An 18,301-nucleotide genomic window follows, 5' to 3' on the forward strand; every position below is an offset into this window, starting at 1 on the left:
CCATTGCACCACAAGGTTCTTAAGAACCGCTTAAGCATGGCGATCCGCGCTACCCACCCCGATCGGGTTACAGTAGAATGACTGCACTTTTTTGCAGCCTGGGCCTGCGTACGCCGCACGGCCCGTTTCAGGAGACGTTGTGATGAAACCCACCACCGTGACCCACTTGCGCCAGTGGAAACAGGAGCAACGCAAGTTTGCTACCCTTACCGCCTACGATGCCAGCTTTGCCAAACTGTTTGAAGAACAAGGCATCAAAGTCCTGTTGGTGGGCGATTCGCTGGGCATGACGCTGCAGGGCCACGACTCCACGCTGCCGGTCACCGTCGCCGACGTGGCCTACCACACGCGCGCCGTGCGCCGCGGCGCGCCGGCCTGCCTGCTGCTGGCCGATCTGCCGTTCATGAGTTACGCCACCCCCGAACAAACCTTCGCCAACGCCGCCGAGCTGATGCGCGCCGGCGCCAACATGGTGAAACTGGAAGGCGGCAGCTGGTTGTGCGACACGGTGAAAATGCTCGCCGAACGCGCGGTGCCGGTATGCGGCCACCTGGGCCTGACGCCGCAGTCGGTCAACGTGTTCGGCGGTTATAAGGTGCAAGGGCGCGACGAACTGGCCGCCAAGCAGCTGTTGCAGGACGCGCAGAATCTGGAACTGGCCGGCATTCAGCTGCTGGTGCTGGAATGCGTGCCGACCGAGCTGGCGCGCCAGATCACCGAAGCGCTGTCCATTCCGGTCATCGGCATCGGCGCCGGCAACGGCACCGACGGCCAGATCCTGGTGATGCACGACGCCTTCGGCATCACCGGCGGCCACACGCCGAAGTTCGCCAAGAACTTCCTGGCGCAGAGCGGCGATATCCGCACGGCGGTGCAGCACTACATTCAGGAAGTGGAGCAAGGCCTCTACCCGGCGGCTGAACACTCTTTTAACTAAGCGATGGTTCCAGGAGTCACCCAATGATTATTATCGAAACCCTGCCGATGCTGCGTCAGCAGATCCGCCGCTGGCGCCAGGAAGGCAAACGCATCGCGCTGGTGCCGACCATGGGCAACCTGCACGACGGCCACATGACGCTGGTCGATGAAGCGCGCGCCCGCGCCGACGTGGTGGTGGTGAGCATCTTCGTTAACCCGATGCAGTTCGATCGGCCGGACGATCTGGCGCGCTACCCGCGCACGCTGCAGGAAGACAGCGAGAAGCTGACCCGCCGCGGCGTCGATCTGGTGTTTGCGCCGGCCCCGGCCGCGGTTTATCCGCAGGGCCTGGAGCAACAGACCTACGTCGACGTGCCGGGCATCTCCACCATCCTGGAAGGCGCCAGCCGGCCGGGCCACTTCCGCGGCGTTTCCACCATCGTCAGCAAGCTGTTCAACCTGGTGCAGCCTGATTTGGCCTGTTTCGGCGAGAAGGATTACCAACAGCTGGCGCTGATCCGCAAAATGGTGGCGGACATGGGTTACGACATCGATATCGTCGGCGTGCCGACCGTGCGCGCCAAAGACGGCCTGGCCCTCAGCTCGCGCAACGGCTACCTGACCGCCGAAGAGCGCAAGGTAGCGCCGCAGCTAAGCAAGATCATGAACGCGCTGGCGCAACAGCTGGCCAATGGCGAGCGCCAGATCGAAGCGCTGCTGGAGCAGACCGCCGAGCAGCTGCGCGCCGCCGGCTTTACGCCGGATGAGCTGTTTATTCGCGACGCCGACAGCCTGCAGCCGCTGACGGTGGACAGCCAGCGAGCGGTGGTGCTGATGGCAGCCTGGCTGGGCAAGGCGCGTCTTATCGACAACCAGCAGGTCGACCTGACGCTGTAAGCCGTTTTTTATACTGTCGTCACCCAGAAGACCTGACCATTGGTAGACAATGGCGGAGCAATCGGTGACGATAGAGATTGCAGGGATGCAGGAGAGATGTTCAACCCCAGCGCCTGTGAAGGCCGATATTCAGTTAGGTAAAGCTATGATACGTACTATGCTGCAAGGCAAGCTGCATCGCGTCAAAGTCACTCAGGCTGACTTGCACTATGAAGGATCCTGCGCCATCGACCAGGATTTCCTGGAGGCCGCCGGCATTCTGGAATATGAAGCGATCGATATTTACAACGTGGATAACGGCCAGCGCTTCTCCACCTACGCCATCGCCGCCGAGCGCGGTTCGCGCATCATTTCGGTCAACGGCGCCGCCGCACGCTGCGCCTGCGTCGGCGACAAACTGATCATCTGCTCCTATGTGCAAATGACCGACGCCGACGCCCGCCAACACCACCCGAAAGTCGCCTATTTCGAAGGTGACAACAACCTGCAGCGCAAGGCGAAAGCCGTGCCGGTTCAGGTCGCCTGACAATAAAACGGGCGCCTTGCGCGCCCGTTCTTCCTTATTGCACCACCACCGTGCCCGGCTTGTTGGCTATCCGATCCGCCATGGTCTGGATCGAGTCGGTGCGCAGAATATACAGCCGCTTTAGCGTATAGGGGTTATCCCCCGGCTTTACCTTGCCCTGCACCGTGGTCACCGCCAAATGGAAACCGGCGTCCTGCGCCGCCTGAATCGCCCGTTGGTTATAGCCGCCGAACGGGTAAGACAGATACAGCACGTGCGGATTGAACTGCGACAGCGCGCGGCGTGAGCGCTCAAAATCAAACTCGATATTGTGCAGCGAACGGCTCAGCAAAATCGGCTGGCGATTACCGTCGGTGCGGTGCAGGAAATGGGTATGCGACTGCACGTCGAACACGTCCTGAATCTGCTTGAGCTCCGAGACGCTCATGAACTGCAGCGAGTCCGGGTTCCATTTCTGCGGATGGCGTTTGATGCGCGAAGAGATGATGAACGCCGTGGCGCGGAAACCGTAATCCTTCAGCACCGGGTAAGCGTAGCGATACACCGATTTCAGCCCGTCGTCGAAGGTCAGCACAACCGCCTTGCCCGGCAGGTTGATCTGATTTTTCAGGTAGGCTTCCAGCTGGTACAGCGAAATGGTGTCGTAGCCCGCCTGCTTCAGGTAGGTCATCTGGTTGCTGAACGCCACGTCTGAAGTGGTGGTCGAGGTGTGGCGGAAGCGTTTGTTCTCTTCGTTTTTCAGCAGGTGGTGGTAAGTCAGCACCGGTATGCCGTTATCGATCTCGCAGTCCAACTCATTAATGAACCCCAGCCGCTCGCCGATGTTGACCTCGTACCAGGTGTTGTTCAGGCGATCCTTCAGCTTGCCGATGATCGGATAGCGCAGGTTGCCTTCCAGCGTGCCCAATACCTCGCTGTCCTTATCCGCTGCGGTGTATACGTCGATCGTTTTTTGCGTGATCAGATTCTGGTTGGTCAGCGGTTTGTTCAGCTCGCCCAGATCGTCTTGCACCTTGCGCGACTTCTTCAATTCACGCACGTCGTCTTTATCGATAAAGCCGGTACCGTGCCCGAATTTGAATTCGTAGTATTCCGCATCCGCCGGGAAGACCTGGATCAGTTGCCCGCGCTTCACTTCCCCTACCGGGATCACATGCTCGCCCACCAACGCATAGACTTCGCTATCGCGCTGCGCTTCCATGTATTCAGATTTAACCGCGCTGTCTTCCGACAGCAGACTAGCCAGGCTCACAGGGGAAACCAACGACATCAGAATGCCGAGCAACCCAGCCGTTAACGTGTATCGAGACCGCATGATGATGTTCTGCTTACGAGTGCGTAATGACAAAAGTGGAGGAAATGTGGAGCGCCAGCATAGCACGATTTGAACAGCGGGGAACTAGCGGTTATTTGAGCAATTCTATTGATTTACGCGCCGCCTGCGCCAAATCAAGAAAAACGCCCCCGCCGGGAAAGCGAGGGCGCGATACGATCAGCTGCGCAGGCCGCGGCCACGCTCGATCAGGTACCAGGACAGCAGGTAAAACACCGCGATAAACGCCACCAACACCGCCATGGTGAACGCCAGCGGCACGTCGTTGATGCCGAGGAAACCGTAGCGGAAGCCGCTGATCATATAAACGATGGGGTTCAGCTTGGACACCGCCTGCCAGAATGGCGGCAGCAGCGACAGCGAGTAGAACACCCCGCCCAGGTAAGTCAGCGGCGTCAGCACGAAGGTCGGGATCAGGCTGATGTCGTCGAAAGTAGTGGCGAACACCGCATTGATCAGCCCCGCCAGCGAGAACAGGATCGCCGTCAGCAGCAGCGTCAGCGCAATCACCCACCAGGCGTGCACCTGCAGCGGCACGAAGAACAGTGAGATGATAGTCACCAGCACGCCGACGCAGATGCCGCGCGCCACGCCGCCGCCGACATAGCCGGCGATCACCACGTGGGTCGGCACCGGCGCCACCAGCAGTTCCTCAATGTTGCGCTGAAACTTGGCGCTGAAGAACGACGAGGCGACGTTGGCATAGGAGTTGGTGATGACCGCCATCATGATAAGGCCGGGCACGATGAACTGCATGTAGCTGAAGCCGTGCATATCGCCGATGCGTGAGCCGATCAGGTTACCGAAGATGATGAAGTACAGCGTCATGGTGATCACCGGCGGCACCAGGGTCTGGATCCAGATGCGCGCGAACCGGTTTACCTCTTTGGCCCAGATGCTCTGTAAGGCCACCCAATACAACCGCGTCATGCTTTCTCTCCATTGCCGTTAACCAGGGTGACAAACAGCTCTTCCAGGCGGTTCGCCTTATTGCGCATGCTCAGCACCTGCACGCCCTGCGCGCTCAGCTGGGCGAACAGGCCGTTCAGCCCTTGCTCGCGCATCACCTCCACTTCCAGCGTCGAGGTATCCGTCAGGCGGCTGTGGTAACCGTCCAGCTTCGGCAGCGGGCTCTTCGCCGCCAGATCGAGGATGAAGGTTTCCGACTTCAGCTTGGCCAGCAGCCCCTTCATCGAGGTGTTTTCCACCAGTTCCCCGTTCTGGATGATGCCGATGTTGCGGCACAGCATTTCCGCCTCTTCCAGATAGTGGGTGGTGAGGATAATGGTGGTGCCCTGGGCGTTCAGATCTTTCAGGAAGCCCCACATCGAGCGACGCAGCTCAATATCCACCCCGGCGGTCGGCTCATCGAGAATCAGCAGCTTCGGCTGATGCATCAGCGCGCGGGCGATCATCAGGCGGCGCTTCATGCCGCCGGACAGCATGCGGGCGCGCTCGTTGCGCTTGCCCCACAGATCCAGCTGATTGAGGTATTTTTCGGCGCGCGCCATCGCTTCACGCCGCGTGACGCCGTAGTAACCCGCCTGGTTCACCACGATCTGCAACACGGTCTCAAACGGATTGAAGTTGAACTCCTGCGGCACCAGGCCGAGCTGGCGCTTGGCGTTGACGATGTCTTTATCGATGTCGTAACCGAATACCCGTACGCTGCCGGCCGTTTTGTTCACCAGCGAGCTGATGATGCCGATGGTGGTGGACTTTCCGGCGCCGTTTGGCCCCAGCAGGGCATAAAAGTCCCCCGCTTCGACGCTCAGGTCGATGCCGCGCAGCGCCTTGACGCCACCGGCGTAAGTCTTGGTCAGCTGCGCTAATTCCAGTGCATAATTCATATGTAAAATAGTACCTTATAACGATGAGTATGCCGCCACTCCCCTGTTTGCGAGGCTTGAAACACTAACGATAATCCTAGCATCGGCGACGTTTTCACTGCGTCGAATCCGTGCGCTAAATGAGGCTGCACCACTGTTCCGATTTCCAAATTGTGACGCTTACCCTATATTACCCCAACGCAATCTGTCCGTTACGGGTCAATCACCTCCATGAAAGAAATCGAAGAGCTTATCGCCAACAACCAGGCCTGGTCGGCCAATATCAGTCAGGAAGACCCGGATTTTTTTGAACGTTTAGCCCAGGCGCAAAAGCCCCGCTTCTTATGGATTGGTTGCTCTGACAGCCGCGTTCCCGCAGAACGCCTGACCGGCCTCGAGCCGGGTGAACTGTTCGTCCATCGCAACGTGGCGAACCTCGTTATCCACACCGATCTTAACTGCCTGTCGGTGGTGCAATATGCGGTAGATGTGCTGGAAGTCGAACACATCATCATCTGCGGCCACCTGGGCTGCGGCGGCGTGCAGGCGGCGGTGGAAAACCCGGAGCTGGGTTTGATCGACAACTGGCTGCTGCACATTCGCGATCTGTGGTACAAGCACAGCTCGCTGCTGGGCGAGCTGCCGCCGGAACAGCGTTTCGACATGCTGTGCGAGATCAACGTCATTGAACAGGTGTACAACCTGGGCCACTCCACCATCATGCAATCGGCCTGGAAGCGCGGCCAGAAGGTGATGATCCACGGTTGGGTGTACGGCATTCAGGACGGCCGCCTGCGCGATATGGAAGTGCTGGCGACCAGCCGCGAGAGCCTGGAGATGGGCTACCGCAAAGCGATAGCCAAACTGAAGCAGGATAAAGGCGTATAACCCCGCCGCGGGCGCGGCTTGCCGCGCCCCACATCCAATTACTCGTCCAGCAGCACCACTTTGCCGACGTACGGCAGGTGACGATAACGCTGAGCGTAGTCGATGCCATACCCCACCACGAACTCATCCGGGATCGAGAAGCCGACATATTCAACCGGCACCTGCACTTCACGGCGCTCAGGTTTGTCCAGCAAGGTGCAAATCGCCAGCGACTTCGGCCCGCGCAGCGCCAAAATCTCGCGCACTTTGTTCAGCGTGTTACCGGAATCGATGATGTCTTCCACGATCAGCACGTCTTTGCCGCGAATGTCTTCGTCCAGATCCTTGAGGATCTTCACGTCACGGGTGGTGGACATGCCGCTGCCGTAGCTGGAGGCGGTCATAAAGTCGACTTCGTGCGGCACGTCGATCGCACGGCAGAGATCGGCCATGAACATGAAGGAGCCGCGCAGCAGCCCGACCAGCACCATGTCGCTGCCGCTGTCGCGGTAATGCTCGGTGATCTGGCGGCCAAGTTCGGCGATACGGGTCTTAACTTCCTGCTCGGAAATCATTACGTCTACAGTGTGTTTCATAGTATTCAGGTCAGTTGCCGGAAGAAAGGCGCAGAGTTTAGCATAGCCTTTCGCCGGTGGCGACGCGAGCGCGCCGCCACATGAGCGCCGGGCCGCGATCATTCGTCAACGGTAAAGCCCATCATCATGCCGGTATCTTCGTGCTCCAGCAGGTGGCAGTGGGCCATATACGCATGTTCGCTGCTTGCCGGATGATCGAAGCGCACCAGCACTTCGCTGCGCCACCCTTCGACGCGCACCGTGTCCTTCCAGCCGCTGCGATGCGCCGCCGGCGGTTTACCGTTTTCCGACAAGATACGGAACTGGGTGCCGTGAATGTGGAACGGATGCAACATCATGTCACCCTCACCGGAAATGGTCCATTTCTCATACTGGCCGCGTTTGGCGGCGAACATCGGCTTGGTCATGTCGAAGGCCTTGCCGTTGATCATGTTGCCATGGCTAAAGTCGAACGGTTTGGCTTTGCCCTGCGCGCCGCCGTGATCCATCCCGGCCATCTTGCCATGATCCATGCCTTTCATGTTGCCGTGATCCATGCCCTGCATGCCGCCCTTCTCCATGCCTTTCATGTTACCGTGATCCATGCCTTGCATGTCTGCGCCACCCGTCGCGCCATGATTCATGCTCATGCCGGCCATCGCCTGGTGGCCATAGCGATCCATCAGCGCCTGCATGCCCAGCATATCCAGCTGCGGATCCATCATCAGCTGTAGCCAGCGCTCCTGGATACCGGTGATAGCAGGTAATGTCGGCAGCTTCACCAGGCTATCCGGCATGGCTTTAATGCCCTGCGCCAGCGAGGGCTCAATGCGCAGCACCGGCAGCGGTTGATCGAACGGCGCCAACGTCATGCCCATCTGCTTCACCGGCAACGTCACGATATCGAATGCTTTCCCATCCGAGGCATCGACCAGTACTTCAAAGCGTTCGCCCATCAGCATCGGCAGCTCGGTCAGCTTCACCGGCTCCGCCAGGAAACCGCCGTCGCTGGCGATAACGTACAACGGACGGTTGTCACTGGCCGCCAGATTCAGCGAGCGGGCGTTACAACCGTTGAGGAAACGTAGACGCAGCCAGCCGCGCGGCGCCAGATGTTGAGGATACTGCGCGCCGTTGGTGAACATGCGATCGCCAAACCAGCCCACCGCCGCGCTCATCACGTCCAGGCGGTATTCGATCTGCGCGTCTTTGCCCAGCCGCTTATCCTGCAGGATCACCGGAATATCATCCTGCCCCCAGGTTTTCGGCAGCGGCAGTTTGGCGCTTTCGTCGTCTTCCAGCAGCACCAGCCCCGCCAGCCCCATCATCACCTGGCTGCCGGTTTTACCGTGTGTATGCGGGTGGAACCAGCAGGTGGCTGCCGGTTGATCAACGGTGAAATTCACCGTGCGCGTCGCGCCGGGATGGATCAGCGCCTGCGGGCCGCCATCGACGTCGCCGGGAATTTCCAGGCCGTGCCAGTGGACGGTACTGGCCTCCGCCAAGCGGTTTTTAATATCGACCGTCACCGGCTGGCCACGCTGCAGCTTCACCGCCGGCCCGAGCAGCGCGCCGTTGAATCCCCAGGTTTTGGTGACGGCGCCGGGCAACCAGCGGGTTTCCCCCGCCTGCAGCGCCAGCGCAATCTTTCCCTGCGCGTCCGGCGTCAACAGCGGCGGTACCGGCAGGGCCGGCCTATCGGCCGCCCAGGCGGCTCGGCTCCATAACGGCAATGCGCTCGCCGCGCCCAGCGCGGCAGTTAATTTAATAAAATCACGGCGTAACATCGCTGACTCCCTTTTCTCAGTGACATAACTCAATGCCGCCAGCCTAAACCTTCCCCCAGGCGGAAGGTCAAGCCTTTCCTGGCGGTATTTTAAGCTATGCCTCACAATCAAGAGAGTGTGACTGGCAAGCGCGACGCCGGCCCGCCGGCAATAAAATTTGGTGCCTTTACAGACAAGTGTGGTAACGTCAGCAGACGACAAACAGGCCTATTTCATGATGAAAAAAACAACGTTATCGATGCTGTTGCTGGCGATGCTGGGCTTCTCCAACGCCAGTCTGGCGCTGAATGAATCCGAGGCGGAAGATCTGGCCGATCTGACGGCGGTATTTATTTATTTGAAAAATGATTGCGGCTACAACGATTTGCCAAACGCGCAAATCAAACGCGCCATTGTCTATTTCGCGCAACAAAACCGCTGGGATTTGAGCAACTACAACAGTTTCAATATGAAGGCGCTGGGCGAAGACAGCTATCGCGATCTCAGCGGCATCGCCATTCCAACGCCCAAGAAGTGCAAATCGCTGGCGCGCGACTCGTTGAGCCTGCTGGCCTACGCCAATTAATTCTTTCCCCTTCTCCCATCCGCTTAACGCTCTCTCTGTCTGAAATTCAACCGTGCATCGCCAGGCAGAGTTAGCTATGATGTTGCGCCGATTTTTCATGGCTGTTATTACGGAGTTTCCCGCACATGACCCAGAAAGAAATTTGGTACGAAACGCTGCATACGGGCTTCGGCCAGTACTTCTCGGTAGAGAAGGTGCTGTACCGCGAGAAGACCGATCATCAGGATCTGGTGATCTTCGAGAACCCGGAGCTGGGGCGCGTGATGGCGCTCGACGGCGTGGTGCAAACCACCGAACGTGACGAGTTCATCTATCACGAAATGCTGACCCACGTGCCGCTGCTGGCGCATGGCCGGGCGAAGAAAGTGCTGATCATCGGCGGCGGCGACGGCGGCATGCTGCGCGAAGTCAGCCGGCACCCAGGCGTGGAGCAGATCACCATGGTCGAGATCGACGCCGGCGTCGTCGAGTTCTGCCGCCAGTACCTGCCCAACCACAGCGCCGGCGCCTATGACGATCCGCGCTTCAAGTTGGTGATCGACGACGGCGTCAACTTCGTGAATCAAACCGACGAAACGTTCGATGTGATCATCTCCGACTGCACCGATCCGATCGGCCCCGGCGAAAGCCTGTTCACCTCGGCGTTTTATGAAGGCTGCGCCCGCTGCCTGAATGAGGGCGGCATTTTCGTCGCGCAGAACGGTGTCTGTTTCCTGCAGCAGGACGAGGCGATCAACAGCCACGCCAAACTGAGCCGCTACTTTAGCGACGTCAGCTTCTATCAGGCGGCGATCCCGACCTATTACGGCGGCATCATGACCTTTGCCTGGGCGAGCCAGGACCCGGTGCTGCGCCAGCGCGATCTGCCTGCCCTGCAACAGCGCTTTAACCAAAGCGGTCTACACTGCCGTTATTACAACCCGGCAATTCACGTCGGCAGCTTTGCCCTGCCGCAATATTTGCTCAATGCCCTGAACGTAACACGTTAAGCGAGAAGATAAAGGAGGTGGCCCAAATTGCATAAGCTAAAACTGCACGGCTTCAACAACCTGACCAAGAGCCTGAGTTTTTGTATTTACGATATTTGTTACGCCAAAACCGCGGACGATCGCGATGGCTATATCGCCTACATAGACGAACAATATAACGCCAACCGGTTAACCGAGATCCTGAGCGAAACCTGCTCGATCATCGGCGCCAATATTCTGAACATCGCGCGTCAGGACTACGAGCCGCAGGGCGCCAGCGTCACCATCCTGGTCAGCGAAGAGCCGATCGATCCGAAAGACGTCGATACGTCGGAACACCCCGGTCCGCTGCCAAATACGGTCGTCGCGCACCTGGACAAAAGCCATATCTGCGTACACACCTACCCGGAAAGCCATCCGGAAGGCGGGCTGTGCACCTTCCGCGCCGATATCGAGGTTTCGACCTGCGGCGTCATTTCGCCCCTCAAGGCGCTGAACTATTTAATTCACCAGCTGGAATCCGACATCGTCACCATGGACTATCGCGTGCGTGGTTTTACCCGCGACGTGAACGGCGTGAAACATTACATCGATCATGAGATCAATTCGATCCAGAACTTTATGTCGGAAGACATCAAGGCGCTGTACCACATGATGGACGTGAACGTTTACCAGGAAAATATCTTCCATACCAAGATGTTGCTGAAGGATTTCGATCTGAAGCACTACCTGTTTAACGCGCAACCGGAGGCGTTGAGCGCCGCCGAGCGCAAGCAGATCACCGATCTGTTATGGAAAGAGATGCAGGAAATCTATTACGGCCGCAATATTCCGCATCTGTGATGGAAAGGGCGCGGCACGCCGCGCCCTGATGCTTAGTACTTCAGCATGAAAGAACGATAGGCTTTCAACACCAGCAGGAAATCCTCAACGCCGCAGAATGAGAGGCTTTCTTCGTCGTAATAGTTCATCCCCTCTTCCATTTCATCGCCCTCGAACTCCAACTGATTGGCGCGGATCATCACTTCTTCACCATCCATCAGCAGCGTATATTCATGGCCTTCCAGCTGCCATTGACGCTCGCTGCCTTTGACCTCGGCCGCACCGGCTTCAATGCGGTCCAGCAGGTTGAAATCGCCTTTGACTTCTTCGTTGATCCAGTGGCCAATCGCTTCATGCCCCATCGAAAATCTGACGATCACCTGACCGGTGACGTCACGCAGAAATTCGTAATCCATAGCATGCCCTCCTGAGCCCTTTTTCTTAGTGTAAACATAAATGGCGGACTAACTCAGTGAGCGCTCGCAAAGTTGGCAACTGAGCAAAATAAAACGGGAGGCCAAGGCCTCCCGTTAAACAGTTGCGCAATATAGCGGCTTACACGGCGGTTTGGAAGATCACACCGTCGGCTTTTTCGGTGTACTGCCCCAGCTGGTCAAAGTTCAGGTAGCGGTAGGTATCCGCCGCCGTCTTGTCGACCTGCGCCATATAGGTCTGGTACTCGTCCGGCGTCGGCAGGCGGCCCAGCAGGGACGCTACCGCGGCCAGTTCGGCAGACGCCAGATAGACGTTGGCACCGGTGCCCAGACGGTTCGGGAAGTTACGGGTTGAGGTAGAAACCACCGTCGCGCCGTCCGCCACGCGCGCCTGGTTGCCCATGCACAGCGAGCAGCCCGGGATCTCGATACGCGCGCCGCTCTTGCCGAAGACGCTGTAGTAGCCTTCTTCGGTCAGCTGAGCCGCATCCATCTTGGTTGGCGGCGCCACCCACAGACGGGTCGGCAGCTGGCCCTTGTGCTGATCCAGCAGCTTGCCGGCCGCACGGAAGTGGCCGATGTTGGTCATGCAAGAACCGATGAACACTTCATCGATTTTGCTGTTGGCCACGTCGGACAGCAGGCGTGCGTCGTCAGGATCGTTCGGTGCGCACAGGATCGGCTCTTTGATCTCGTTCAGATCGATGTCGATCACCGCTGCGTATTCCGCATCCGCATCGCCTTCCAGCAGTTGCGGATCCGCCAGCCATTTTTCCATGCCCTGAATACGGCGCTCCAGCGTACGGCGATCGCCGTAGCCTTCGGAGATCATCCACTTCAGCAGCACGATGTTGGAGTTCAGGTACTCTTCGATCGGCGCCTTGTCCAGCTTGATGGTACAACCGGCGGCGGAACGTTCGGCGGACGCATCGGTCAGCTCAAACGCCTGCTCGACCTTCAGATCCGGCAGGCCTTCGATCTCCAGAATGCGGCCGGAGAAGATGTTTTTCTTGCCCTTCTTCTCGACGGTCAGCAGACCTTGCTGGATCGCGTAGTAAGGGATGGCGTGCACCAAATCGCGCAGGGTGATGCCCGGCTGCATTTTGCCTTTGAAGCGCACCAGCACCGACTCAGGCATATCCAGCGGCATGACGCCGGTCGCGGCGGCAAACGCCACCAGGCCGGAACCGGCCGGGAAGGAGATGCCGATCGGGAAGCGGGTGTGGGAATCGCCGCCGGTGCCGACGGTGTCAGGCAGCAGCATGCGGTTCAGCCAGGAGTGGATCACGCCGTCGCCCGGGCGCAGCGAGACGCCGCCGCGGTTCATGATGAAATCAGGCAGCGTGTGGTGCGTGGTCACGTCGACCGGTTTCGGGTACGCAGCGGTGTGGCAGAACGACTGCATGACCAGATCGGCGGAGAAGCCGAGGCAGGCTAGGTCTTTCAGCTCATCGCGGGTCATCGGGCCGGTGGTGTCCTGAGAGCCGACGGAGGTCATCTTCGGTTCGCAGTATTCGCCAGGGCGAATGCCGGCGACGCCGCAGGCGCGGCCGACCATTTTCTGCGCCAGCGAGAAGCCTTTGCTGCTGGCGGCTACCGGTTTGGCGATGCGGAACACGTCGCTGTGCGGCAGACCCAGCGCTTCGCGCGCCTTGGTGGTCAGGCCGCGGCCGATGATCAGCGGGATACGGCCGCCGGCGCGCACTTCATCCAGCAGCACGTCGGTTTTCAGCTCGAAGTTGGCAATCAGCGCGCCGGTCTCGTGGTTGCGCACTTCACCTTTGTACGGGTAAACGTCGATCACGTCGCCCATGTTCAGCTCGGACACGTCCACTTCGATCGGCAAGGCGCCGGCATCTTCCATGGTGTTGAAGAAGATAGGCGCAATCTTGCCGCCCAGCACCACGCCGCCGCCGCGCTTGTTCGGCACGTGCGGGATGTCGTCGCCCATAAACCACAGCACCGAGTTGGTGGCGGATTTACGGGAGGAACCGGTGCCGACCACGTCGCCGACGTAGGCCAGCGGGAAGCCTTTCTTGTTCAGCAGCTCGATCTGTTTGATCGGGCCGACGCTGCCAGGCTGATCCGGTACGATGCCTTCACGTTCGTTTTTCAGCATCGCCAGCGCGTGCAGCGGGATGTCCGGGCGCGACCAGGCGTCCGGCGCCGGGGACAGGTCATCGGTGTTGGTTTCGCCGGTCACTTTGAACACGGTGACGGTGATCTTTTCCGCCAGCTCCGGGCGCGACAGGTACCATTCGGCATCGGCCCAGGACTGCATGATCTGCTTGGCGTGCGCGTTGCCGGCTTTCGCCTTCTCTTCCACATCGTAGAAGTTGTCGAACATCAGCAGCGTGTGGGACAGCGCTTTGGCGGCGATCGGCGCCAGCTTTTCGTTGTCCAGCGCTTCGATCAGCGGGTGAATGTTATAGCCGCCCTGCATGGTGCCTAACAGTTCAATGGCTTTCTCGGGGGTAACCAGGGGGGATGTCGCTTCACCTTTGGCGATGGCCGCCAGGAAACCTGCTTTGACGTAGGCGGCTTCGTCGACGCCCGGTGGAACACGGTTAATCAGCAGGTCTAACAGGAATTCTTCTTCGCCTTTTGGCGGATTCTTCAGTAGTTCGACCAGCGCGGCCATTTGGGTGGCGTCTAGCGGCTTAGGGGCGATGCCCTCAGCAGCACGCTCGGCTACGTGCTTACGGTATTCTTCTAGCACGACGTTCTCCTCGCTCTCATTGTCATTTATTGTGCCTGGCGTATATGCAAACCGGGTTTATACCCTTTGGGTTTCACTCTGTGGCTAGGCGATCGGCCCGTAAAGGCCCCGAAACGGTGATTGGGGCAAACAAGCACGGTCAAACAGCGTTACAGCATGAAAGACTGATGGGTAGAGCGCACGGCGATATTGATGCCATCTATCCTGACGGGGCACTGCTGTCGATGTCCTGGACTGTAAGGTACAGTGCCCGGTTCCGCTCAGCCAGCATATCAGGATTTGAAACGGTTGTTAATTCGTTCACATAAAAGCAACATTAAATCTTTGCTGAATCGTTGAGCGCAGCGTAATCGGCTGCCGGACTAGCAGGACATTATATCCATATAGTTAGAATGGATATAAGCATGAGGATCGGAATTTGGCGCAGCGGCCACAAAAAATCGCGTTCTGCATCTGAGCAAAAAAAAACGGCCCCTTTTCAGGAGCCGCTTGTTAACCGGTCAAGCCAGCAAAATTACTTCTTCTTGGCTTTCGGGTTAGGCAGGTCGGTGATGCTGCCTTCATAGATTTCCGCCGCCAGGCCCACGGATTCGTGCAGGGTCGGGTGAGCGTGGATGGTCAGCGCGATGTCTTCCGCGTCGCAGCCCATCTCGATAGCCAGACCGATTTCACCCAGCAGCTCGCCGCCGTTGGTGCCGACAATCGCGCCACCGATGATGCGGTGAGTTTCTTTGTCGAAGATCAGTTTGGTCATGCCGTCTGCACAATCGGAAGCGATCGCACGGCCGGAAGCCGCCCACGGGAAGGTGGAGGTTTCGTAGCTGATGCCTTTCTCTTTCGCTTCTTTCTCGGTCAGACCCACCCATGCCACTTCCGGCTCGGTGTAAGCGATGGATGGGATCACTTTCGGATCGAAGTAGTGCTTCATGCCGGCGATAACTTCTGCGGCGACGTGGCCTTCGTGCACGCCTTTGTGCGCCAGCATCGGCTGACCGACGATGTCGCCGATGGCGAAGATGTGCGGCACGTTGGTGCGCAGCTGTTTGTCGACGTTGATGAAGCCACGCTCGTCAACTTCAACACCGGCTTTGCCGGCATCCAGCAGTTTGCCGTTCGGCACGCGGCCGATCGCCACCAGCACCGCGTCGTAACGCTGTGGTTCTGCCGGCGCTTTTTTACCTTCCATCGTGACGTAGATGCCGTCTTCTTTGGCTTCTACCGCGGTCACTTTGGTTTCCAGCATCAGGTTGAACTGCTTGCTGATACGTTTGGTGAAGACTTTCACCACGTCTTTATCTGCCGCCGGGATAACCTGATCGAACATTTCAACCACGTCGATCTGTGAACCCAGCGCATGGTATACGGTGCCCATTTCCAGGCCGATGATGCCGCCGCCCATAACCAGCAGACGCTCTGGGACGGTTTTCAGTTCCAGCGCATCGGTAGAATCCCACACGCGTGGATCTTCATGAGGAATGAATGGCAGTTGGATCGGACGAGAACCTGCGGCGATGATGGCATTGTCGAAGTTGATGGTGGTTGGGCCGTTTTCGCCTTCCACAACCAGGGTGTTAGCGCCGGTGAACTTGCCCAGGCCGTTGACCACTTTCACTTTACGGCCTTTGGCCATGCCAGCCAGACCGCCGGTCAGCTGAGTGATGACTTTTTCTTTCCAGACGCGCACTTTGTCGATGTCGGTTTTCGGCTCGCCGAAAACGATGCCGTGTTCGGCCAGCGCTTTGGCTTCTTCGATCACTTTGGCAACGTGCAGCAGTGCTTTGGAAGGGATACATCCCACGTTCAGGCAAACCCCGCCCAGAGTGGAATAACGTTCAACCAGAACGGTTTCAAGACCTAAGTCAGCGCAACGAAAGGCTGCAGAGTAACCTGCCGGGCCCGCCCCAAGTACCACGACCTGAGTTTTAATTTCAGTACTCATCATGACCTCTTAATTGATTGTCCGGCGGGTCAGACGTCATTTTTATTGCTAATCGATCTCATAACGCCCTTCATCCACCGGGACGCTTACACCGCGAGCAGTTTACAGAATTGTTAATAATCTGCAAAGCGTGTTCGAGTGACCCGTGTCTCAACAATTTTGTCGAGTTATGCAAAATCCGACAAAACTGCTACAGAATCGTCAGGGGCGCAGCATGCTGCGCCCCTTTTGCATTACATCACCAGACGGCGAATGTCGGACAACATGTTGTTGATGATGGTGATGAAGCGCGCACCATCGGCACCGTCGATAACGCGGTGGTCGAAGGACAGCGACATCGGCATCATCAGGCGCGGCATGAACTCTTTACCGTTCCAGACCGGCTCCATCGCAGACTTGGAGACGCCCAGGATAGCCACTTCCGGCGCGTTGACGATCGGCGCGAAGTGAGTCGTCCCGATACCGCCCAGGCTGGAGATGGTGAAGCAGCCGCCCTGCATCTCGCCCGCGGTCAGCTTGCCGTCGCGCGCTTTCTTGGAGATGGTCATCAGCTCGCGAGACAGCTCGGTGATGCTCTTCTTGTTCACGTCCTTGAACACCGGAACCACCAGGCCGTTCGGGGTATCTACCGCCACGCCGATGTTGATGTATTTCTTCAGCGTCAGCTTCTGGCCATCTTCGGACAGCGAGCTGTTGAAGCGCGGCATCTGCTCCAGAGCGGCAGCGACGGCTTTCATGATGAACACGACAGGCGTGAACTTCACGTCCAGCTTGCGCTTGGCCGCTTCTTCGTTCTGCTGCTTGCGGAACGCTTCCAGATCGGTGATGTCGGTTTTGTCGAAGTGAGTCACGTGCGGGATCATCACCCAGTTGCGGCTCAGGTTCGCGCCAGAGATCTTCTGGATGCGGCCCATTTCGACTTCTTCGATCTCGCCGAACTTGCTGAAGTCCACTTTCGGCCATGGCAGCATGCCTGGCAGACCGCCGCCGGCAGCAGCCGGTGCCGCTTCAGCGCGTTTCACCGCGTCTTTCACGTAAGCCTGAACGTCTTCGCGCAGGATGCGGCCTTTACGACCGGTGCCTTTCACTTTCGCCAGGTTAACGCCGAATTCACGCGCCAGACGACGAATGACCGGAGTCGCGTGCACGTAGGCCGCGTTCTCGGCGAACTCGCCTTTGTCTTCAGCCTTCGCAGCCGGCGCGGCGGCTTTAGCGGCGGCCGGCGCCGGCGCAGCGTCCGCTTTAGCGGCTGGCGCGGCGGCAGCGGCAGGCGCAGCGCCTTCCACTTCGAACACCATGATCAGGGAGCCGGTTTTCACTTTGTCGCCGGTCGCGATCTTGATCTCTTTCACGGTGCCCGCGAACGGCGCTGGCACTTCCATAGAGGCCTTGTCGCCTTCCACGGTGATCAGAGACTGCTCGGCGGCAACCTTGTCGCCTACCTTGACCATCACTTCGGTCACTTCGACTTCGTCACCACCGATGTCCGGCACGGCGACGTCTTTGGCCGCAGAGGCAGCAGGCGCTGCAGCGGCAGCCGGTGCTTCAGCCGCAGCCGGAGCAGCAGCGGAAGCGGCGCCGGCCACTTCGAACACCATGATCAGGGAACCGGTTTTCACTTTGTCGCCGGTCGCGATCTTGATCTCTTTCACGGTGCCCGCGAACGGCGCAGGGACTTCCATGGAAGCCTTGTCGCCTTCCACGGTGATCAGGGACTGCTCGGCTTCCACCTTGTCGCCCACTTTCACCAGGATCTCGGTCACTTCGACTTCGTCGGCGCCGATGTCCGGCACGGCAACGTCTTTGGCCGCAGCGGCAGCCGGAGCAGCAGCTGCTGCCGCCGGTTTTTCTTCCGCTTTCGCCGCCGGAGCAGCTTCCGCTGCGCCTGCCGCTTCGAAGATCATGATCAGTTTGCCGGTTTCGGTTTTATCGCCGACCGCCACTTTGATCTCTTTCACCACGCCCGCCTGCGGGGAGGGCACTTCCATGGAAGCCTTGTCGCCTTCCACGGTAATCAGCGATTGTTCCGCTTCAACTTTATCGCCGACCTTCACCAGAATCTCGGTGATTTCGACTTCATCTGCACCGATGTCCGGTACGTTGATTTCGATAGACATTATTC

16 protein-coding genes are annotated in these 18,301 nt (G+C 58.7%); 7 read left to right on the top strand and 9 right to left on the bottom strand.

Going from position 1 to position 18,301, the window contains the following annotated elements:
• The first annotated feature begins 142 nt into the window (after positions 1-142).
• From panB to panD, 3 genes are all read left to right on the top strand, one after another.
• Positions 143-937, top strand: coding sequence for a 3-methyl-2-oxobutanoate hydroxymethyltransferase (gene panB / locus ACJ8PN_RS13515; RefSeq protein ID WP_004937548.1), 795 nt, complete (start codon positions 143-145; stop codon positions 935-937).
• A 23-nt stretch (positions 938-960) separates the two neighbouring features.
• The gene (gene panC, locus ACJ8PN_RS13520) at positions 961-1,815 is read left to right on the top strand and encodes a pantoate--beta-alanine ligase (protein ID WP_015379028.1); all 855 of its coding nucleotides are present in this window, start codon (positions 961-963) and stop codon (positions 1,813-1,815) included.
• A 145-nt stretch (positions 1,816-1,960) separates the two neighbouring features.
• Positions 1,961-2,341 (top strand): aspartate 1-decarboxylase, encoded by a 381-nt coding sequence (panD, locus tag ACJ8PN_RS13525; RefSeq protein WP_004937544.1) that lies wholly within the window; start codon positions 1,961-1,963, stop codon positions 2,339-2,341.
• Positions 2,342-2,375: 34 nt separating this feature from the next.
• On the opposite strand, the gene ACJ8PN_RS13530 is transcribed toward panD, so the two are convergent.
• From ACJ8PN_RS13530 to ACJ8PN_RS13540, 3 genes are all read right to left on the bottom strand, one after another.
• Positions 2,376-3,656, bottom strand: coding sequence for a polysaccharide deacetylase family protein (locus ACJ8PN_RS13530; RefSeq protein ID WP_171454738.1), 1,281 nt, complete (start codon positions 3,654-3,656; stop codon positions 2,376-2,378).
• A 177-nt stretch (positions 3,657-3,833) separates the two neighbouring features.
• On the bottom strand, positions 3,834-4,604 hold the full coding sequence (locus ACJ8PN_RS13535) for an ABC transporter permease (RefSeq protein WP_004937535.1): 771 nt from the start codon (positions 4,602-4,604) through the stop codon (positions 3,834-3,836).
• Positions 4,601-5,524, bottom strand: a complete 924-nt coding sequence (locus ACJ8PN_RS13540) for an ABC transporter ATP-binding protein (protein WP_021504747.1) — start codon at positions 5,522-5,524, stop codon at positions 4,601-4,603. The genes ACJ8PN_RS13535 and ACJ8PN_RS13540 overlap by 4 nt, the downstream gene beginning before the upstream one ends.
• Positions 5,525-5,734: 210 nt before the next feature.
• On the opposite strand from ACJ8PN_RS13540, the gene can reads away from it, so the two are divergent.
• Positions 5,735-6,391, top strand: coding sequence for a carbonate dehydratase (gene can / locus ACJ8PN_RS13545; RefSeq protein ID WP_015379031.1), 657 nt, complete (start codon positions 5,735-5,737; stop codon positions 6,389-6,391).
• Between the two features lie 38 nt (positions 6,392-6,429).
• Here the strand turns inward: can and hpt are convergent, their stop codons facing one another.
• Complete coding sequence (gene hpt, locus ACJ8PN_RS13550) at positions 6,430-6,966, bottom strand: hypoxanthine phosphoribosyltransferase (RefSeq protein ID WP_048234659.1); 537 nt, start codon at positions 6,964-6,966, stop codon at positions 6,430-6,432.
• A 98-nt stretch (positions 6,967-7,064) separates the two neighbouring features.
• Positions 7,065-8,732, bottom strand: a complete 1,668-nt coding sequence (cueO, locus tag ACJ8PN_RS13555; RefSeq protein WP_351108338.1) for a multicopper oxidase CueO — start codon at positions 8,730-8,732, stop codon at positions 7,065-7,067.
• A 217-nt stretch (positions 8,733-8,949) separates the two neighbouring features.
• Between cueO and ACJ8PN_RS13560 the strand changes: the two genes are divergently transcribed.
• The 3 genes from ACJ8PN_RS13560 to speD all read left to right on the top strand — a co-directional run bounded on the left by ACJ8PN_RS13560 (position 8,950) and on the right by speD (position 11,108).
• A complete protein-coding gene (locus tag ACJ8PN_RS13560) occupies positions 8,950-9,297 on the top strand; it encodes a YacC family pilotin-like protein (protein ID WP_004937515.1) in 348 nt (115 codons plus the stop codon).
• A 125-nt stretch (positions 9,298-9,422) separates the two neighbouring features.
• Complete coding sequence (speE, locus tag ACJ8PN_RS13565; RefSeq protein WP_442535009.1) at positions 9,423-10,286, top strand: polyamine aminopropyltransferase; 864 nt, start codon at positions 9,423-9,425, stop codon at positions 10,284-10,286.
• 27 nt (positions 10,287-10,313) lie between these two features.
• Positions 10,314-11,108: an adenosylmethionine decarboxylase gene (gene speD, locus ACJ8PN_RS13570; protein ID WP_033632106.1), complete on the top strand. Its 795-nt coding sequence runs from the start codon at positions 10,314-10,316 to the stop codon at positions 11,106-11,108.
• Between the two features lie 32 nt (positions 11,109-11,140).
• Here the strand turns inward: speD and yacL are convergent, their stop codons facing one another.
• From yacL to aceF, 4 genes are all read right to left on the bottom strand, one after another.
• Positions 11,141-11,503, bottom strand: a complete 363-nt coding sequence (gene yacL, locus ACJ8PN_RS13575; protein WP_004937507.1) for a protein YacL — start codon at positions 11,501-11,503, stop codon at positions 11,141-11,143.
• Positions 11,504-11,642: 139 nt separating this feature from the next.
• Entirely contained in the window at positions 11,643-14,240 is a 2,598-nt protein-coding gene (gene acnB / locus ACJ8PN_RS13580) for a bifunctional aconitate hydratase 2/2-methylisocitrate dehydratase (protein WP_043141310.1), read from the bottom strand.
• A gap of 514 nt (positions 14,241-14,754) precedes the next feature.
• On the bottom strand, positions 14,755-16,179 hold the full coding sequence (lpdA, locus tag ACJ8PN_RS13585; protein WP_004937500.1) for a dihydrolipoyl dehydrogenase: 1,425 nt from the start codon (positions 16,177-16,179) through the stop codon (positions 14,755-14,757).
• Positions 16,180-16,412: 233 nt separating this feature from the next.
• The gene (gene aceF / locus ACJ8PN_RS13590; RefSeq protein ID WP_004937497.1) at positions 16,413-18,296 is read right to left on the bottom strand and encodes a pyruvate dehydrogenase complex dihydrolipoyllysine-residue acetyltransferase; all 1,884 of its coding nucleotides are present in this window, start codon (positions 18,294-18,296) and stop codon (positions 16,413-16,415) included.
• Positions 18,297-18,301: the final 5 nt, after the last annotated feature.

This window comes from Serratia sp. CY76391 (assembly GCF_052166695.1).
GTDB classification, from domain to species: domain Bacteria; phylum Pseudomonadota; class Gammaproteobacteria; order Enterobacterales; family Enterobacteriaceae; genus Serratia; species Serratia nematodiphila.

Excerpts from the sequence above, each read along its gene's own strand:
- panB (WP_004937548.1), top strand. The coding sequence starts at position 143 with ATGAAACCCACCACCGTGACCCACTTGCGCCAGTGGAAACAGGAGCAA.
- panC (WP_015379028.1), top strand. The coding sequence starts at position 961 with ATGATTATTATCGAAACCCTGCCGATGCTGCGTCAGCAGATCCGCCGC.
- panD (WP_004937544.1), top strand. The coding sequence starts at position 1,961 with ATGATACGTACTATGCTGCAAGGCAAGCTGCATCGCGTCAAAGTCACT.
- ACJ8PN_RS13530 (WP_171454738.1), bottom strand. The coding sequence starts at position 3,656 with ATGCGGTCTCGATACACGTTAACGGCTGGGTTGCTCGGCATTCTGATG.
- ACJ8PN_RS13535 (WP_004937535.1), bottom strand. The coding sequence starts at position 4,604 with ATGACGCGGTTGTATTGGGTGGCCTTACAGAGCATCTGGGCCAAAGAG.
- ACJ8PN_RS13540 (WP_021504747.1), bottom strand. The coding sequence starts at position 5,524 with ATGAATTATGCACTGGAATTAGCGCAGCTGACCAAGACTTACGCCGGT.
- can (WP_015379031.1), top strand. The coding sequence starts at position 5,735 with ATGAAAGAAATCGAAGAGCTTATCGCCAACAACCAGGCCTGGTCGGCC.
- hpt (WP_048234659.1), bottom strand. The coding sequence starts at position 6,966 with ATGAAACACACTGTAGACGTAATGATTTCCGAGCAGGAAGTTAAGACC.
- cueO (WP_351108338.1), bottom strand. The coding sequence starts at position 8,732 with ATGTTACGCCGTGATTTTATTAAATTAACTGCCGCGCTGGGCGCGGCG.
- ACJ8PN_RS13560 (WP_004937515.1), top strand. The coding sequence starts at position 8,950 with ATGAAAAAAACAACGTTATCGATGCTGTTGCTGGCGATGCTGGGCTTC.
- speE (WP_442535009.1), top strand. The coding sequence starts at position 9,423 with ATGACCCAGAAAGAAATTTGGTACGAAACGCTGCATACGGGCTTCGGC.
- yacL (WP_004937507.1), bottom strand. The coding sequence starts at position 11,503 with ATGGATTACGAATTTCTGCGTGACGTCACCGGTCAGGTGATCGTCAGA.
- lpdA (WP_004937500.1), bottom strand. The coding sequence starts at position 16,179 with ATGAGTACTGAAATTAAAACTCAGGTCGTGGTACTTGGGGCGGGCCCG.
- aceF (WP_004937497.1), bottom strand. The coding sequence starts at position 18,296 with ATGTCTATCGAAATCAACGTACCGGACATCGGTGCAGATGAAGTCGAA.